The organism is Pseudoalteromonas sp. ABV4_021 (assembly GCF_056159365.1).
Map to the genome: position 1 here is coordinate 782,273 of NZ_JBSWVB010000002.1, position 14,524 is coordinate 796,796.

Annotated in this window: 17 protein-coding genes and 1 pseudogene; 13 read left to right on the plus strand and 5 right to left on the minus strand. The window is 40.8% G+C overall.

Annotated features, from left to right (window positions below):
- Genes cydX through ACXAFE_RS17600 form a run of 5 tightly spaced genes read left to right on the plus strand, consistent with a single transcriptional unit; the run spans position 1 to position 4,641 of the window.
- Positions 1-117: a cytochrome bd-I oxidase subunit CydX gene (gene cydX / locus ACXAFE_RS17580; RefSeq protein WP_100914813.1), complete on the plus strand. Its 117-nt coding sequence runs from the start codon at positions 1-3 to the stop codon at positions 115-117.
- A complete protein-coding gene (locus tag ACXAFE_RS17585; RefSeq protein WP_475155662.1) occupies positions 110-1,771 on the plus strand; it encodes an ABC transporter transmembrane domain-containing protein in 1,662 nt (553 codons plus the stop codon). The genes cydX and ACXAFE_RS17585 overlap by 8 nt, the downstream gene beginning before the upstream one ends.
- Positions 1,761-3,401: an ATP-binding cassette domain-containing protein gene (locus ACXAFE_RS17590; RefSeq protein WP_475155664.1), complete on the plus strand. Its 1,641-nt coding sequence runs from the start codon at positions 1,761-1,763 to the stop codon at positions 3,399-3,401. The genes ACXAFE_RS17585 and ACXAFE_RS17590 overlap by 11 nt, the downstream gene beginning before the upstream one ends.
- Positions 3,394-4,023, plus strand: a complete 630-nt coding sequence (locus ACXAFE_RS17595) for a hypothetical protein (protein ID WP_475155667.1) — start codon at positions 3,394-3,396, stop codon at positions 4,021-4,023. Before ACXAFE_RS17590 ends, ACXAFE_RS17595 begins: the two co-directional genes overlap by 8 nt.
- 12 nt (positions 4,024-4,035) lie before the next feature.
- Complete coding sequence (locus ACXAFE_RS17600) at positions 4,036-4,641, plus strand: Tll0287-like domain-containing protein (protein ID WP_475155669.1); 606 nt, start codon at positions 4,036-4,038, stop codon at positions 4,639-4,641.
- A 59-nt stretch (positions 4,642-4,700) separates the two neighbouring features.
- On the opposite strand, the gene ACXAFE_RS17605 is transcribed toward ACXAFE_RS17600, so the two are convergent.
- The 4 genes and pseudogenes from ACXAFE_RS17605 to ACXAFE_RS17620 all read right to left on the minus strand — a co-directional run bounded on the left by ACXAFE_RS17605 (position 4,701) and on the right by ACXAFE_RS17620 (position 8,023).
- Positions 4,701-5,117 (minus strand): CZB domain-containing protein, encoded by a 417-nt coding sequence (locus tag ACXAFE_RS17605; protein WP_475157766.1) that lies wholly within the window; start codon positions 5,115-5,117, stop codon positions 4,701-4,703.
- 39 nt (positions 5,118-5,156) lie between these two features.
- A pseudogene (locus ACXAFE_RS17610) lies at positions 5,157-5,837 on the minus strand (methyl-accepting chemotaxis protein); the annotation flags it as partial.
- Positions 5,838-6,105: 268 nt separating this feature from the next.
- Positions 6,106-6,987 carry a diguanylate cyclase domain-containing protein gene (locus tag ACXAFE_RS17615; RefSeq protein ID WP_475155673.1) on the minus strand — a complete coding sequence of 294 codons (882 nt, stop codon included), beginning with the start codon at positions 6,985-6,987 and terminating at the stop codon, positions 6,106-6,108.
- A 193-nt stretch (positions 6,988-7,180) separates the two neighbouring features.
- Positions 7,181-8,023 carry a LysR family transcriptional regulator gene (locus ACXAFE_RS17620; protein ID WP_475155675.1) on the minus strand — a complete coding sequence of 281 codons (843 nt, stop codon included), beginning with the start codon at positions 8,021-8,023 and terminating at the stop codon, positions 7,181-7,183.
- A 134-nt stretch (positions 8,024-8,157) separates the two neighbouring features.
- On the opposite strand from ACXAFE_RS17620, the gene rimK reads away from it, so the two are divergent.
- From rimK to ACXAFE_RS17645, 5 genes are all read left to right on the plus strand, one after another.
- Positions 8,158-9,063, plus strand: a complete 906-nt coding sequence (rimK, locus tag ACXAFE_RS17625; protein WP_100914805.1) for a 30S ribosomal protein S6--L-glutamate ligase — start codon at positions 8,158-8,160, stop codon at positions 9,061-9,063.
- Positions 9,064-9,083: 20 nt separating this feature from the next.
- Complete coding sequence (locus tag ACXAFE_RS17630; protein WP_475155685.1) at positions 9,084-10,118, plus strand: succinylglutamate desuccinylase/aspartoacylase family protein; 1,035 nt, start codon at positions 9,084-9,086, stop codon at positions 10,116-10,118.
- Positions 10,115-10,546, plus strand: coding sequence for an ATP-dependent zinc protease family protein (locus ACXAFE_RS17635; RefSeq protein WP_010558184.1), 432 nt, complete (start codon positions 10,115-10,117; stop codon positions 10,544-10,546). The genes ACXAFE_RS17630 and ACXAFE_RS17635 overlap by 4 nt, the downstream gene beginning before the upstream one ends.
- A 129-nt stretch (positions 10,547-10,675) precedes the next feature.
- Complete coding sequence (locus tag ACXAFE_RS17640) at positions 10,676-11,557, plus strand: mechanosensitive ion channel family protein (protein WP_475155688.1); 882 nt, start codon at positions 10,676-10,678, stop codon at positions 11,555-11,557.
- Positions 11,558-11,571: 14 nt separating this feature from the next.
- Complete coding sequence (locus ACXAFE_RS17645; RefSeq protein ID WP_100914802.1) at positions 11,572-12,519, plus strand: zinc transporter ZntB; 948 nt, start codon at positions 11,572-11,574, stop codon at positions 12,517-12,519.
- A 9-nt stretch (positions 12,520-12,528) separates the two neighbouring features.
- On the opposite strand, the gene ACXAFE_RS17650 is transcribed toward ACXAFE_RS17645, so the two are convergent.
- On the minus strand, positions 12,529-13,356 hold the full coding sequence (locus tag ACXAFE_RS17650) for a LysR family transcriptional regulator (protein ID WP_475155691.1): 828 nt from the start codon (positions 13,354-13,356) through the stop codon (positions 12,529-12,531).
- A 288-nt stretch (positions 13,357-13,644) separates the two neighbouring features.
- Between ACXAFE_RS17650 and ACXAFE_RS17655 the strand changes: the two genes are divergently transcribed.
- The 3 genes from ACXAFE_RS17655 to ACXAFE_RS17665 all read left to right on the plus strand — a co-directional run bounded on the left by ACXAFE_RS17655 (position 13,645) and on the right by ACXAFE_RS17665 (position 14,481).
- Positions 13,645-13,905, plus strand: coding sequence for a hypothetical protein (locus ACXAFE_RS17655; protein ID WP_475155693.1), 261 nt, complete (start codon positions 13,645-13,647; stop codon positions 13,903-13,905).
- A complete protein-coding gene (gene maoP, locus ACXAFE_RS17660; protein ID WP_475155697.1) occupies positions 13,905-14,216 on the plus strand; it encodes a DUF413 domain-containing protein in 312 nt (103 codons plus the stop codon). The genes ACXAFE_RS17655 and maoP overlap by 1 nt, the downstream gene beginning before the upstream one ends.
- A 64-nt stretch (positions 14,217-14,280) precedes the next feature.
- Positions 14,281-14,481 carry a hypothetical protein gene (locus tag ACXAFE_RS17665; RefSeq protein ID WP_010558190.1) on the plus strand — a complete coding sequence of 67 codons (201 nt, stop codon included), beginning with the start codon at positions 14,281-14,283 and terminating at the stop codon, positions 14,479-14,481.
- Positions 14,482-14,524 lie beyond the last annotated feature (43 nt).

A 14,524-nucleotide genomic window follows, 5' to 3' on the forward strand; every position in this document is an offset into this window, starting at 1 on the left:
ATGTGGTATTTCACTTGGATTTTAGGTGTTTTATTAGCGTGTTCTTTCGGCATTATTAATGCGATGTGGCTAGAAGTCACCGAAGACATGGATAGAGACGACACCAGCGATGATTAAACACAATCACGCAGCAACTGGCGACATGGAGGTCGCCGCCACCGAGCTGTTACATAGCCAGCAGCAAAAAGTAAAAAATGCGCTTCTGGGTGTGTTAGCACTCAAAAGCTGTGCCTTTGTATGCCAACTGGCGGCTTTCGCAGCATTTAGCTTTTTAGTAGCCAGATTACTCGCAAGTGATGTTAATAGTCTGGTTATGAGTCATTTTTTTAGCGCAAACACACACTATGAATGGGCGCTTAATGTACTAATTGGGGCATTAGTTTCCAACTTAATACTGAACCTTTTTGCTCAAAACCGCCTAATGGCATTACAAGCAAGCAGCTTGGCCGATTTAGAAGCGCAATTACATGGCGCTTTTAAGCAAGGGCAGCACGCGTTAATTCGTCAGCATAGTCATTTTTACTGGCAACAACTAAGCACCGAGCACCTTCATGCGATAGTGAAATTTATCAGTGAGTTTCAATTGCAAAAATGGCTTGCGGTGGTTACGCCTTTGTTATTGCTTGGCGTGATTGCTTATGTGAACTGGTTTGTATTTGTTATTTTATTAGTGTGTTTGCCTGTGGTGCCGCTTTTTATGATCATCATCGGCAAAGGCACAAAGCACTTACATAACACCTATTTTGTGGCATTTGAGCGTTTAGGTAGTATGTTTGCCAATCGCCTTAGCAACATTGAATTGATCAATGTATTTTCTGCTAACAAGCAACAAACACAGCGTCTTGAGCAAAGTTCAGACACGCTTAATTCCAGCACCATGAAAGTGCTTCAAGTCGCCTTTTTAAACCAAACTGTGTTAGATTTTTTTTCGACACTGTCAATGGCATTAATTGCCGTTTATGTCGGATTTAACCTGTTAGAAGAAATAAACTTAGGGCCCAAACTGGTGTTTGCCGATGGGTTATTTTTACTTATTGCTGTGCCTATGGTGTTTAGCGAACTTAAACAATTAGGCAATTTATACCACCAAAAAGCCGCAGCCCAAGTTGCGGCATCAGAGCTTGCTAGTGTGCTTTGTAACAGTCAAAAAAGTACTGATGTACAGCATGCTCCTAACATTGATTGGCATGACTTTCAGGTTGTCAATACAGCGGTTTTTGCAAAGTATTTATTCGTTGAAGGTGGCCAGCATATTTGGCTAAGCGCCCCTTCAGGTGCTGGTAAAACGCTGTTATTTGAAGCGCTTAGCAAACAGCGACAAGCCAACCACCAAACCACACAAAAAGTGGCGCTGTTGACACAATCTCCCTGTATTTTGCGCGGCACTGTGCGCGATAACTTAACACTCAACAAGCCAATCTCTGATAAAACACTTTTCGCAATGTTAGATAAAGTTGAGCTGATGGTTTGGTATAAAAATTTAAAACAGGGACTTAACACGCCGATGGACGAGTGTCCGCCACTTTCCGGTGGTGAAAAACAGCGCTTAAGTTTAGCTAGGTTGCTTTTAACCGATGCCGACATTTATTTACTCGATGAGCCCACTGCATTTTTAAGTCATGCACAGCATCGGCGATTATGTAAGCTAATAGAAACCGTATTGCAACATAAAACCGTTATTTGGGCTTGTCATAAGCCGCAGTCAGAGCGCTGGTTTAGTCATATTTGGCACATCAACGAGTTTGGCGAGGTGCTTTGTCATGCAAACTAGCACATTAAGAACCAACTTATTGGCACTGCTACTAAGTGTGTCTTATAGCCTAGCGGCAATGGGACTATTGTTGGTTTCGAGTTGGTTTATCGCCGCGGCAAGTGTGGTAGGCAGCAGCTTAAATTACATGTTACCCGCCGTTATTATTCGAGCCTTAGCGCTTATTCGAATCGCATCTGGTTATGCGGCCTTGTTGGTTGGCCACAGTGGCTTTTTTAAATCGTTACAAACCAAACGCATGACGCTATTTGCAACAAGTTTGAATAACTTAAACTTGCTTGAACAAGTTAAAAGCAGCGCGCAGGTTGAGGCAATGAGCACCACCACAGAGCAACAAGCTGCGCTTTGGATTGCTTGGGTAAATCAAAATGCTGCGATGTTTATCACCTTACTGCTGATAAATATAAGTATTTACTTGCTTATTCCAATTCATCTTATTTATGTGCTGTGTGTAACATTTGCTTTTGTTTTAGTTTATGCGCTGCTCATTGTGTTTGGCTTAAAACAAGCGGGCAAAATTGCCAAACAAAAAGAGCGCTTTGTCACTGAATTTGATGATATATTGCACAGCTCACCGCTTTGGCATCTTCAAACTGAGTTGTTAAACAGCCAGCCAGGACAAAAAGACGGTCAATTTGCATCAACCTCTAAGCTGTTAAACGCGCAACAAACACAGCAAAAGGCAACTTTTTACGGCCAACTTTGTTTGCAGCTTTTCGCCATTTTAGCTTTGTATCTGCTTTTTAAGCAGTATGCTAGCGCGGCTTCGCAAAGCGCATTGTTTATTTTAGTGCCCATGTTATTGCTAAGCATTAACGATTGGCTGGGTAAGCTACTGCATTCGCAATCTGGGCTGGTTGATTTTATTCAAGCTAAACAAAGTGGTGCTGAAAAATCTCTTATAAATGCAGTCAATAAAAATGCGCAGCAGCAAGGGCTGTCATCGTTACCAATAATTACCCGACATAGCCAAGCAATTGAAGTGCTGAGCCTTAAGAAGGTAACCGCTTGCAGCGTTCAACGATTGCTCATTTCAATCGAAATAAATAATGCCGGTTGCTATTTATTTGAGGGTAGCTCGGGTGCTGGCAAGTCTTCATTATTAAAGGCGATTGCTGGGTTACAGCCATTTCAGGGCGATATCTCGTTTAACCAACGATCCATCGTTCTACACTTTGGCAAACTACATGAGCGCATTGTGTACTGCGGGCAATCTGCCCCCGTATTAGATGGCACCTTGGCTGAGAATCTTTCTTTAGGACATGAAATAGAGCAAGACTCACTTAAGCAGGTACTTAATGACGTTAATTTGTCTTACCTAGGCGCATTAACGCAATGGCTAGGCTCAGGTGGCAGACAGCTCTCTGGTGGCGAAAGACAGCGCCTAAACCTTGCACGAGCATTATTGTTTAAGCCCGATGTGGTGCTACTAGATGAGCCGTTTGAAGCGCTCGATACTCACAATATTGCACTTATGGTTCGGCTTATTAATCAATTGAGTAAAACCCGTATCGTGCTGATTGCTAGCCATATTGTGCCGAAAGCACTAACGCTTAATCAGCGTATTGATATTGAAAATGGTCGTGTATTTCCTGAAGAAAATAACTCAGAGGAAAAGTGCTATGGCTGAGTCATTAGGTGTCATTGAGATTGTTTATGATAACCAGCTAATTGCTTATCTAATTAGAGATACGTTAACGCCTTATTGTGCGGTAATTGCATTGTGTATTTCTGATCAGAAAAAACACGACTACATGGTTGAGCGACTTGAAAACTGCCCGTGTGAAACTCAGTGGTGGTTAATCGCTTGCGATGCCAATGCACAACTAAGTTGGGTGAATCAGTTAGCACAACGATTTACAGGGCAGTTGATGCTAGCAAAAGCGTGTTTAACAAATACATCAAATCATGTCGCGTTAGATTTAAGTAATGGTGACATGCTTGAACATAATGAAATGCTGCACTTAGGCCATTTAATACTCACCATTCAATATGTCAAAGCAAATAGCTTGAAAGTATCACTGCTTGTTTGTGACAACATGGTGTTTTGCTTGCAATCTAGTGCTCTTGAATTTTCAGCCACTTGCATGGGCAATGTACTCAAACAAAGCAGCATAAAGTGGGATAAATTCAGTGAAATTTATTGCCCCGTGTTCACAGCAGATCTGCCTTTTTCGACCTCAAAGCGTACTTTTTGGCAACTCGAAACCCAGCAACGCCGAAATAACTTAACCGACACTTTAAAAAATTAGATAGGTAGCAAGATGACCGAAACCAACTTTTCAACGATACAAACAGCGATTAATGCATGTGCAGTATCTTTAATAGTATTTGCAGGCGCCGTTCACGCTAATGATGCAATCGCGCAAAAAGCACAACTCGATATGCAAGCCAAGAAGATCACCAATGCATTTGCAACCGAGCTAAAAGCCACTTTAATGACAGCCGTGGCAAAAGGCGGGCTATCTGCTGGTGTTGAGGTATGCCAAGAGCAAGCCCCTGAAATTGCCAAAAAATACTCGAGTCATGGTTGGCAAATCAGCCGTACAAGTTTGAAAACTCGTAACAGTCAGAATACCCCCAATATTGACGAGATAGCGATATTAAAAGACTTTGCCAAGCGACTTGCTGGCGGTGAGCCTGCAAAAACAGTGTCTTATTCGAACTTAAACCCCAAAAGCGGCGAATACCAATTTATGAAAGCGATTCCAACCGGGCAACTTTGCCTTGCTTGCCATGGCGAAAATATTAGCAACGACTTAAAGGCAAAAATCAAAGCGCATTACCCAAAAGATACAGCCACAGGCTTTAAACTTGACGAACTAAGAGGCGCGTTTAAAGTCTATTTTCAGTCGTCAAACGCACAGTAATTTGTCGTGCTCTTTTACTTTGGCGGCCAAATTATTGTTCCGCCAAAGCAAGGGCTAGGTTAAAACAGTTCAGTATGATCTTTTATTAAAGTAACTTCGCCTGCCACCTGATGAGACAGTTGCGTTAATTGTTCAACCACTTCAAAGCTTGCTGATTCCATTAGAGCAAGATGGTGAGCGGCGGTACTTTTATCGCCTTTAAGATTTGCATTTAGTGCAGCTAAGCCATTTTGATGCACTTCAGCATGAGGCTTTTCAAGTTTTTTAAATGCCGAAAAACTAGTGTATTTACTGTGACCTTCACCTTCATAATACCACTTGCCTAAACGGCACATTGTATGATCCGCAAAATCCTCTGGTGATTTATTGGATAGCCCCAACATTACTTGGTACACATCCATTTTCCATACAACATGATCCATTTTTACTGTTTGTAAAAATGCGTCAGCGGTTGAATTTGTGATTACCGTGTACATATTTTGTGAAAAATCGACAATTCGATTTGCGGTTTTATCAATACAACTTGTGCTGTCTTTAATTTTGACACTTTTTTCACCAACACCATTAATACTGCTAACCACATCTTTCATTTGACTGTTTACTTGTTCAATCAATACTGAAATCTCATTTGATGCTTCGGCCGAGCGCTGAGCAAGGGTTCTCACTTCATCTGCCACAACAGCAAAACCTCGGCCCTGCTCGCCTGCTCGCGCGGCTTCAATTGCAGCATTAAGTGCTAGCAAGTTCGTTTGATCAGAGATCCCTTTAATAATATTAACGAAATCATTAATGCCTTTGGTCACTTCATTTAATTCGTCTACCGAATTTGACGCATGATGTGAGTCATTAGAAATCACCGAAGTAGCACTAATTGTAGCGGCGAGCAAGTCTTTAATTTGGTCAAATAATTGTTGCGACGCGTTAAAGTCATCGCGGTGTGCAATTAATTCTGCAGATGAAGCAGCGAGACTCTCACGAATTTGACCAAGTAACTCACCTGATTGCAGCGACAATTTACACAAAGATTCTTGATGTTGTGCGCGCTCCGACAACATATCTAAATCACTATTGAATCCCAAGCTATCTTGTTCAGAACGCGCTAACGCTTGGTTTAATTCGGCGTTTTCTTGTTTTAGGCGCTGGTTTTCTTGTTGTAGTTTTTCTAACTCGCTTTTGTTCACCCAATTTAAAAACATTAAGCACCTCTTAAAAAAGAACAGATTAACACTACGAAACCTCAAAAAGTAATACAGACATTGTGTGTTACTTTGTTTCAAGATTGATTCGTGCGGCGTATAGAGAACCTAGTTATCGGCATATAAAAATAAAACGCCACTATATTAGGAATAGTTTATTGTTTTTAGCAAGCACATTTAAGATACGTCGCCGTTTTCAAGCAACAAAATGCGCAATTAACGTCTAGGCCATAACAAAATTCTAGTCGACAATCATAAAAAAACACGTTTAAACAATAACAAAGCTAGTGCCTTGTATTTCTTTTGCACGATAAACCGCTTGGTCTGCTTTCTTGATAAGCTTTTGCGGAATTAAGGTGACATGCTCTTCTTTTGAAGTCGAAACAGCACCTATTGAACATTTAATTTCAATTAATTGTTCATTTAGTTGCTGCGGCTGCGCTAAACACTGTACCACTTTTTGACAAAACTGCGTCAGCTCAGATTCGGCAGTATCCGGCAGCAACAAAGCAAATTCATCGCCGCCAAGGCGCGCTAACGTATCAGTTTCACGGCTAACCGAAGAAACAATTTCAACAAATCGCTTTAATAGTTCATCGCCTATATCGTGGCCATAAGTATCATTAATCGGTTTAAAATCATCGAGATCAAAATACAATAAACTAACCGCTCGCTTATTGCGCTTTGCCATTTTCAGCGCTTGTTTGCATCGGTCTTGAAACAATAACCGGTTTGCAGCGCCCGTTAGTGCGTCATAATGGGCAAGCTTTGTTAGTTCCTGATTGAGCTTAAAGTCTTGAAATACGGCTTTAATACTATGTTCAAGCAAACCAATAGTAGCTGCAGGTAATGGCAACAAATCAATAGTTAAACGATTGGTGTTTGGCACGCTAAAACCATTAAAGTCGCGCGTTACTACCAGCACAGGCAGTAACGTGTTTGCTTTATTCAAATAAGTGTACAGCGCTCTAAATTTACGCTCGGTAACAATGATCAGCGACGGGTTATTTTTCGCAATATCACTCGATTTATTGAGAATGCATACACTACCAAACGACAGCGTTGTAAGCTTGAGTGTGCACGCTAACCAATGAGTTATGTCTTCTGACTCGGTAAAAATACCCACTTGACGGATTTTAGGATTATTCATAAAGACGCTAAAAACGATTTTTGCTCTTGCTCATTATTAAATAAAAACAAAACATTGCCTACGAAAAAAATAAGATGAAAAAAGTCTTCAAAATTTTGACTTTAAAACGGTCAACTTATAACCAATAATAAAAATAATTTTTTAAAATCAATTTTTTAATAAAATAAATTTATCACACAACACAGCTTATGCGTTAATTGCGCACGTATGGAAACAACATAAGCGCATCTTGCACCAACTGCTTCTTATGACTTTTCGCAAGATAAATAGCATAGATATCACGACTATATTCAGGTGCACCCTCAACCGCATATAATTTACCTTTGCGAATATGCTCAAAGCACATTTGTTTTGGCAGGTAGGCACAACCCGATGCTTCTAGAATAAAGTTTAGTGCAATTCGCGGTTGACTCATATGATGACGAATGGCATTTAACTCACTGTAATCACGTAAAATTTGACTGTTGACAGACTCACCATAATCAACCATAACCATGTTCTCAATATTGTGTAATGTCATATCACGATCAGTCGATACTAACTGCAAAGGCACCGTTGCGACTTTTTCATTTACAATATCTTGAATAAAAGGCGGTTCAAACAAAAAGGCAATATCAACTAGCCGACTAACAACTTGTTTTCTAAGCTCTAACGGCGAATATGTGTGTGTAAACAAGTGCACATCATCTAAATTGCGATGAATTTTTTGCAGCCAATCTTGTAGTACAATATCCCAAATCGACATCATTGAACCTACAAACAACTGATAGGCGTTAGGCTGAGCAACACCGACATCTTGTTTCAGTTTTTGCCACATAATTAGCATTTCATTGGCATGCTTAACAAGGCGATGACCTTCAGCGGTAAGCTTTAAACGTTTCTGTGTACGGTCAAATAACTGCACACTGAGTTCTTCTTCTAATTGTTTAATACGGCTGCTAACAGCCGCTTGCGTTAGGTACAAGTTATCGGCTGTAATCCGCACATGTAAGGTTTGGCTTACTTCTAAAAACGTCGTTAAAAGCTCAATTTTCATTCGAAATCACACTTTTTAATAAAATTATTTTATCAAATTGATATTTTTATTTTGTTTTTCTTTTTAGATATTTTCAACTAATTTTCCTAACATAAATTTGATTGGACAAATAAACGCCATAAGGATGCCAAATTATGAAAATTGCTATTTTATCTAGAAACGAAAATTTATATTCAACTCGCCGCTTAAAAGAAGCGTGTATCGAGCGTGGTCATGAAGTGGATATTATTGATACGTTACATTGCTACATGGACATTACCAGCAGCCGCCCTGCGGTACGCTATCACGGCCAAGAGTTACCAAAATATGATGCGATAATTCCACGTATCGGTGCATCAGTGACCTTTTATGGCACAGCGGTAGCGCGTCAGTTTGAAATGATGGGTACATTTAACGTCAATGAATCGGTAGCGATTAGCCGCTCTCGCGACAAATTACGTTCATTACAGTTGCTATCGCGTAAAGGCATTGGTCTGCCACGCACAGGATTTGCACGTAAGCCTGACAATATTAAAGACTTAATTAAAAATGTCGGTGGCGCACCGCTGGTAATTAAATTACTTGAGGGTACACAAGGTATTGGCGTAGTACTGGCTGATACAGCAAAAGCGGCAGAAAGTATTATTGAAGCCTTTATGGGCTTAAAAGCGAATATTTTGGTGCAAGAGTACATTAAAGAAGCAGGTGGAGCTGATATTCGTTGCTTAGTAGTTGGTGGCAAAGTGGTTGCCGCAATGAAGCGTCAAGGGGCTGAGGGCGAATTCCGCTCAAATCTGCACCGTGGTGGCAGCGCTGAACTTGTGAAATTAACAAAAGAAGAGCGTGCAACTGCGGTTAACGCAGCCAAAGTTATGGGGCTTAACTTCTGCGGTGTCGATTTACTGCGTTCACACAATGGACCTATGGTAATGGAAGTGAACTCTTCGCCAGGCCTTGAAGGTATTGAAAATGCAACTGGACTAAACGTTGCAGGAAAAGTAATTGAGTTTATTGAGAAAACAGCAAAGTTAGGCTCAACTAAAACCAAGGGACAAGGTTAATTTATACATTTGGAACAGTTATGAACGAATTGATTATTGGTGAACACACAATTATGCCTGGCGAAACAAAGAAAATTGATTTGCCAGTAGCCAAGTTGTACACCGATGCTGATGTGCACTTACCAGTACATATTATTCGCGGTAAGAAAGCAGGCCCAACAATTTTTATCAGCGCCGCGGTGCATGGTGATGAACTGAACGGCATTGAAATCATCCGACGCCTTATCAATTTAAAAGGCTTTAAAATTTCAGCAGGCACCTTAATTGCCGTGCCTATGGTGAATGTATACGGGGTGATCAACCAAAGCCGCTACATGCCTGATAGACGCGACCTGAACCGCAGCTTTCCTGGGTCAGCGAAAGGCTCATTAGCAGCACGTGTCGCTAATATTTTCTTAAAAGAAATTGTTAGCCACTGTGATTATGGTATTGATTTGCATACAGGTGCGATTCATCGTTCAAACTTACCGCAGATAAGAGCGCAATTAGCGGATGACGAAACGCTTGCTCTGGCGCAAGCATTTGGTGCGCCAGTAATTTTGAACTCGGAAATCATCGACGGTTCACTGCGCGATGCGGCGGTCGATAATGGCACTAAGGTGCTACTTTATGAAGCAGGTGAGGCACTGCGTTTTGATGAGTTTTCAATTCGCGCCGGTATTAAAGGCATTGTAAATGTGCTGCGCCATTTGAAAATGACGCCAAAAGGTAGAGCGCGCAAAAAAGCGATTAACCAATTTGTCGCCAATAACAGTGGCTGGGTACGCGCAACCAGTAGCGGCATTGTCACCCATTTATTTAACTTGGGAGATCAAGTTAAAAAAGGCCAAGTGCTTGCTGAAATCGGTAGCCCCTATGGCGAGATTTTAACGGAAGTGTTGGCAAACAAAAGTGGTGTCATCATAGGTAAGCAAAATATCCCCTTGGTGCAAGAAGGCGAAGCCATGTACCACATTGCTTACTTTAAAGAAGATGATGAAGAGATTGCTGAACATATTGGCAGTGTTGAAGAAGAACTTGTGAACCATATTGTAAACAGTGAAGGATTGCTATGAATAACAGAATCATTATCGGCCATGTAGAAAATATTGATCTACCTGATTTAGGCATTACGCAAATGACAGTGCGCGTAGACACAGGCGCACAAACGTCATCGTTGCATGTTGATAATATTCAGCGAACTAAATTGGATAAAAAGCCTGCGGTATCGTTTGATATTCACCCTGAAATTCATAACGTAGACAAAACCGTACGCTGTACCGCTATTTTGCATGATATTCGCAAAGTAAAGTCATCGAATGGTATGACTGAGCAGCGCTATGTGATTAAAACGCCTGCGATACTTGGTGAGCATAAATGGAATATTGAAATAACATTGACCGATCGCTCAGATATGACCTATTTAATGTTATTAGGTCGACAAGCGATGGGCGACCACTTTTTCATTGATCCTGCAAACGGCTTTGTCGCCTCGCAAAGTTAACAGTAACGCGGTTAGACGTGTGCGCCAGTGGCGCTGCGTGCTAGCTGCAGGCAACGCGAGTTGTAAGTTTTCCCGTGTATACTGGTTGTTGTAAAATAGCAAAAAACTCCCCCTAACAAGGACTTATTAATGTTAGAACAAGTTAAATATTGGCTCAATTTCCCACTATTTAAATTTAATGAACGTGTTGTCACACTGATTGAAGTGCTCGCCGTTCCGCTTTGGTTAATCGCCAGTGTTTGGCTTTCCCACTTCATTATAAAAATGATTGGTAAACGCCTGACTAAGAAAAATAAAGATCCTAACATCGTACACTTAGTACAGCGCATTTTGTATGTAGTGGCGCTCGCTATTATTTTTATGACAACCCTTTCAATGATCAATGTACCGATCACTGCATTTGCATTTCTTTCTGGTGCAATCGCGATTGGTTTTGGTTTTGGTGCACAAAACATTATCAATAACTTTATTAGTGGTTGGATTTTAATGGGCGAAAAGCCAATCCGCATTGGTGATTTTTTAGAAGTTGAAGGCGTAAAGGGCGTGGTTGAAGAAATTAATACCCGCTCAACACGTATTCGCCGTGTTGATGGCGTTCACATGCTGATCCCTAATAGCAAGCTATTAGAAAACACGGTAACCAACTGGACCTTACGCGACAAATTAGTGCGCGGCACCGTAGCTGTAGGCGTTGCCTACGGCACTGATTGTCAAAGTGTTAAGCGCATTATGTTAGAAGTTGCCAACGCGCAACCAGAAACACTAAACGAAGATGGCCGTGCACCGTTAGTTTTTTTCCAAGACTTTGGCGATAACTCGCTGCTTTTTGAAGTGTATTTTTGGATTAACTCGCAAGTTGAAGGTGGCTTACGATTAGTTGCCAGCAATATTCGATTTGAATTAGACGAAGCGTTTAAAGCAGCAGATATTACGATTGCATTTCCGCAGCGAGATATTCACCTTGATGGCACGCTTAATATTGTTAATACGACTAACAAAACTAACAGCTAACTTAGGAAATAACCATGAAACATGATTTTATAATTGAAGGTTGGCAACTCAATCATAACGACAGACCTAATGCTGTTACGTCAGAACAGCAACTAGCAGAGCAAAATTATTGGGTGCACTGTGATCGCTCATCGGCTGAATTTGAGCATTGGTTAGAGTCCCTAGGTTTTGATGAATCAATTATTGAATCACTGCTTGCCACCGATACAAGACCGCGTTTTCAGCAAATTGATAAGAACAGCTTTTTCCTTATTTTAAGAGGTGTAAACCTAAATGCCGGAAAAGAGCCAGACGATATGTTAACTGTACGTTTGCTTTACACGCCAGAGCGTGTTGTTACGTGCAGCATTCAGCGCTTACGTGCAATTGAAGCGGTAGCATCTCAATTAAAGAAGAATAAAGGACCCGATACCCTTGAATCTTTGGTAATTGAGCTATTAAGTCAACTAAATGCCAAAATTGAATCTGTAATTGAGCCCATTGAGCAATTTATTAACGCACAAGATAACGATGCGTTTAGCTCAGATGCCATTGCTGAAATAAGTGTTAAGCACCGCAAATTACTGCGTTTAAATCGCTTTTTAAAGCCGCAATTGTATGCGCTATCGGCATTGAGTAAAAACAATGTGGCAGCATTTAATGACTATCATGTAGAGCTTGCGACCGAGCTTGATACCTTGTCTCGTATTGTCGACACCATTGATTTCTACATTGCGCAAATCGATGTAATTAACAATCGTATTGCGCAAATTAACAGCGAAGTGATGAACCGCAATACCTACATGCTGTCGATTATCGCCGGTATTTTCTTACCACTTGGTTTTTTAACCGGGCTGTTCGGTATTAATGTGGGCGGCATGCCTGGCGTTGATAACCCCCATGCCTTTTATTGGTTTTGCGGTGTGTTAACAGGTATTGGTGTTGTTGCATTAGTGATGTTTCGCCGTTGGAAATTTCTTTAGTAAGTACGCTTAGCTATTTGCGAGTAAATTGCAAAGTTCATCTGTCAGCGCCGAATGTGGCGCTGATTTTTTATAGGTCAAATAAACTGGTCGCTTTAACTGCATGGCGCTGTTTATATTGAATAAACGCCCTTCTGCTATATAGGGTTTGACTAGATCACTCGGTAAATACGCAAAACCACCATTGGCCAACATCAAATCTAACGCTATGGTTGCTGCTGAGGTGCGATGACTCGGTTGCACTTTATGGTGAGCCGCATGCTCTTTGGCAAACGTAATGCCCCAATCAACATAAATATAATTGTCGCATGTTTCAATGAACTCAGCACAACTGCCAACCAGCGAAATATCAAAATCACCAACATGGGTATTAATAAAATCACTGTCTTTAATTGGGTCTGTTAAAAAAGCGAGCTGCAAACTTTTATCATCAAGTTTGCGTTGGATTGCCTCTCGCACTGAAATTTCCGTACCGACCACAACCGAGTCAAATACCGTATTCATTTCATTCATGCGAGAGCACAAATATGCATCCCATACATTGGGTGTCGCTGCAATATTAAATACCGTTTTTTGCTTACTGGCTAAGCCCACCATGGCTTTTGATTGCGCAATTTGTTCAATCACCAGATGAGCATAAGGCAGTAACGCATTACCCGCAGGCGTTAGGCTCAGATTATTTTTATCGCGAATAAATAACGGCGTGGCATAAAATTCTTCAAGTTGTTTTATGCGTGCACTCACCGCAGCTTGGGTAATGTATAACTGCTCAGATGCCTTGCCAAAATGTCTATTTTCCGCAACTGCGATAAACGTCTTAAAAACCTTAATATCCATACTTTCACCTAGTAAACCAATTCGCAATAACACTTAATCTCTTAGAGGGGTAAAATCCGCTGCCACTTTATTTTAAATTTACATTAAAAACAAATAGATAATGAATTAAAAGTCGTTACATCAACGATATTTAATTGCCGTAAAACAGTGTTATAAATTAAGCGAATTAGCATGAAAACCGCAGCCAATAATTTAAAGATTTTTTGTTATATCGACAATAATTATTTGCTTTTCATTTCACTTAACAAGCCCTAAATTTAGCGCAGAAGTTAACCCAGAGGACTGGCAATGAAACTCACTAAAATGGTCGCGCTCAGTTTGGTTGTATCACTTAGCTCGGCGTTTGTTATCGCTGAAAATAGCACAAAGGCACCGCCTTCAATTGCGTTAAATTACTTGGAATATTGCCAAGATATTATAGCGGAAAATGACGGCGAGCATGAGACTAACTTATTAAACTGTGTGAATACCGAACTTGAAGGTTCAGGATTTGACACATTCGCCACATACAGTGAATTACTCGCGTATGTGGGTTTAGGTGAAGACTAATGGAAACGGCAATCCGACAAGGCAAAATACCGTTTTATGCCAGCGACACATTTCCGTATGGTTTGTCACGCAGCGGCTATTTCAGTATTGGCGAATCAGAAGAGCTGATTAAATACGGTGATACTTTATACGGCCTGCATAACGGCTTGTTATCGCCAGAAAATGCCGAAGAGGCGATGTTTGTCGCAGAATTAAACAGCGATGAAACCGCCACCCTTGACGCTGTAAAGTTATGGAAAAAATTTCTATTGGCGATTACAAAAAGCAATAGCTTTTACAGTTTGTCGCCAAGTGAAAAAGCGGCTTTTTAGCCGGTATTATCAACCTTAATCGTTGTTAACAAACACGAAGCAATGAGATAGAAGGTAGTAAAAAATGGATATTGACGTATCTGATTTTGACTATGATGATGAGTTGGAAGTTAAATATCAAATCTCCTACACATCGGGTAAACCAGCGCCAATGAAAGTGCACCGTAAAAAACGGTTATCACCTTGGCAGCGTATAGAATTATTAAAAGACGAAGCTAGGCTCAACAAGCAAATTGCCGATAGCCACTTTGATTATTACGATTAAATTGAATTAGCAATACGTTCTAGGTAATTAACAACTAACCTCC

Bases quoted from the DNA above. Each gene is read 5' to 3' on its own strand.
- ACXAFE_RS17605 (WP_475157766.1), bottom strand. From the start codon at position 5,117: ATGTACACGGTAATCACAAATTCAACCGCTGACGCATTTTTACAAACA.
- rimK (WP_100914805.1), top strand. From the start codon at position 8,158: ATGAAAATTGCTATTTTATCTAGAAACGAAAATTTATATTCAACTCGC.
- ACXAFE_RS17645 (WP_100914802.1), top strand. From the start codon at position 11,572: ATGAAACATGATTTTATAATTGAAGGTTGGCAACTCAATCATAACGAC.
- ACXAFE_RS17630 (WP_475155685.1), top strand. From the start codon at position 9,084: ATGAACGAATTGATTATTGGTGAACACACAATTATGCCTGGCGAAACA.
- cydX (WP_100914813.1), top strand. From the start codon at position 1: ATGTGGTATTTCACTTGGATTTTAGGTGTTTTATTAGCGTGTTCTTTC.
- ACXAFE_RS17585 (WP_475155662.1), top strand. From the start codon at position 110: ATGATTAAACACAATCACGCAGCAACTGGCGACATGGAGGTCGCCGCC.
- ACXAFE_RS17635 (WP_010558184.1), top strand. From the start codon at position 10,115: ATGAATAACAGAATCATTATCGGCCATGTAGAAAATATTGATCTACCT.
- ACXAFE_RS17620 (WP_475155675.1), bottom strand. From the start codon at position 8,023: ATGAAAATTGAGCTTTTAACGACGTTTTTAGAAGTAAGCCAAACCTTA.
- ACXAFE_RS17650 (WP_475155691.1), bottom strand. From the start codon at position 13,356: ATGGATATTAAGGTTTTTAAGACGTTTATCGCAGTTGCGGAAAATAGA.
- ACXAFE_RS17640 (WP_475155688.1), top strand. From the start codon at position 10,676: ATGTTAGAACAAGTTAAATATTGGCTCAATTTCCCACTATTTAAATTT.
- maoP (WP_475155697.1), top strand. From the start codon at position 13,905: ATGGAAACGGCAATCCGACAAGGCAAAATACCGTTTTATGCCAGCGAC.
- ACXAFE_RS17665 (WP_010558190.1), top strand. From the start codon at position 14,281: ATGGATATTGACGTATCTGATTTTGACTATGATGATGAGTTGGAAGTT.
- ACXAFE_RS17615 (WP_475155673.1), bottom strand. From the start codon at position 6,987: ATGAATAATCCTAAAATCCGTCAAGTGGGTATTTTTACCGAGTCAGAA.
- ACXAFE_RS17590 (WP_475155664.1), top strand. From the start codon at position 1,761: ATGCAAACTAGCACATTAAGAACCAACTTATTGGCACTGCTACTAAGT.
- ACXAFE_RS17595 (WP_475155667.1), top strand. From the start codon at position 3,394: ATGGCTGAGTCATTAGGTGTCATTGAGATTGTTTATGATAACCAGCTA.
- ACXAFE_RS17655 (WP_475155693.1), top strand. From the start codon at position 13,645: ATGAAACTCACTAAAATGGTCGCGCTCAGTTTGGTTGTATCACTTAGC.
- ACXAFE_RS17600 (WP_475155669.1), top strand. From the start codon at position 4,036: ATGACCGAAACCAACTTTTCAACGATACAAACAGCGATTAATGCATGT.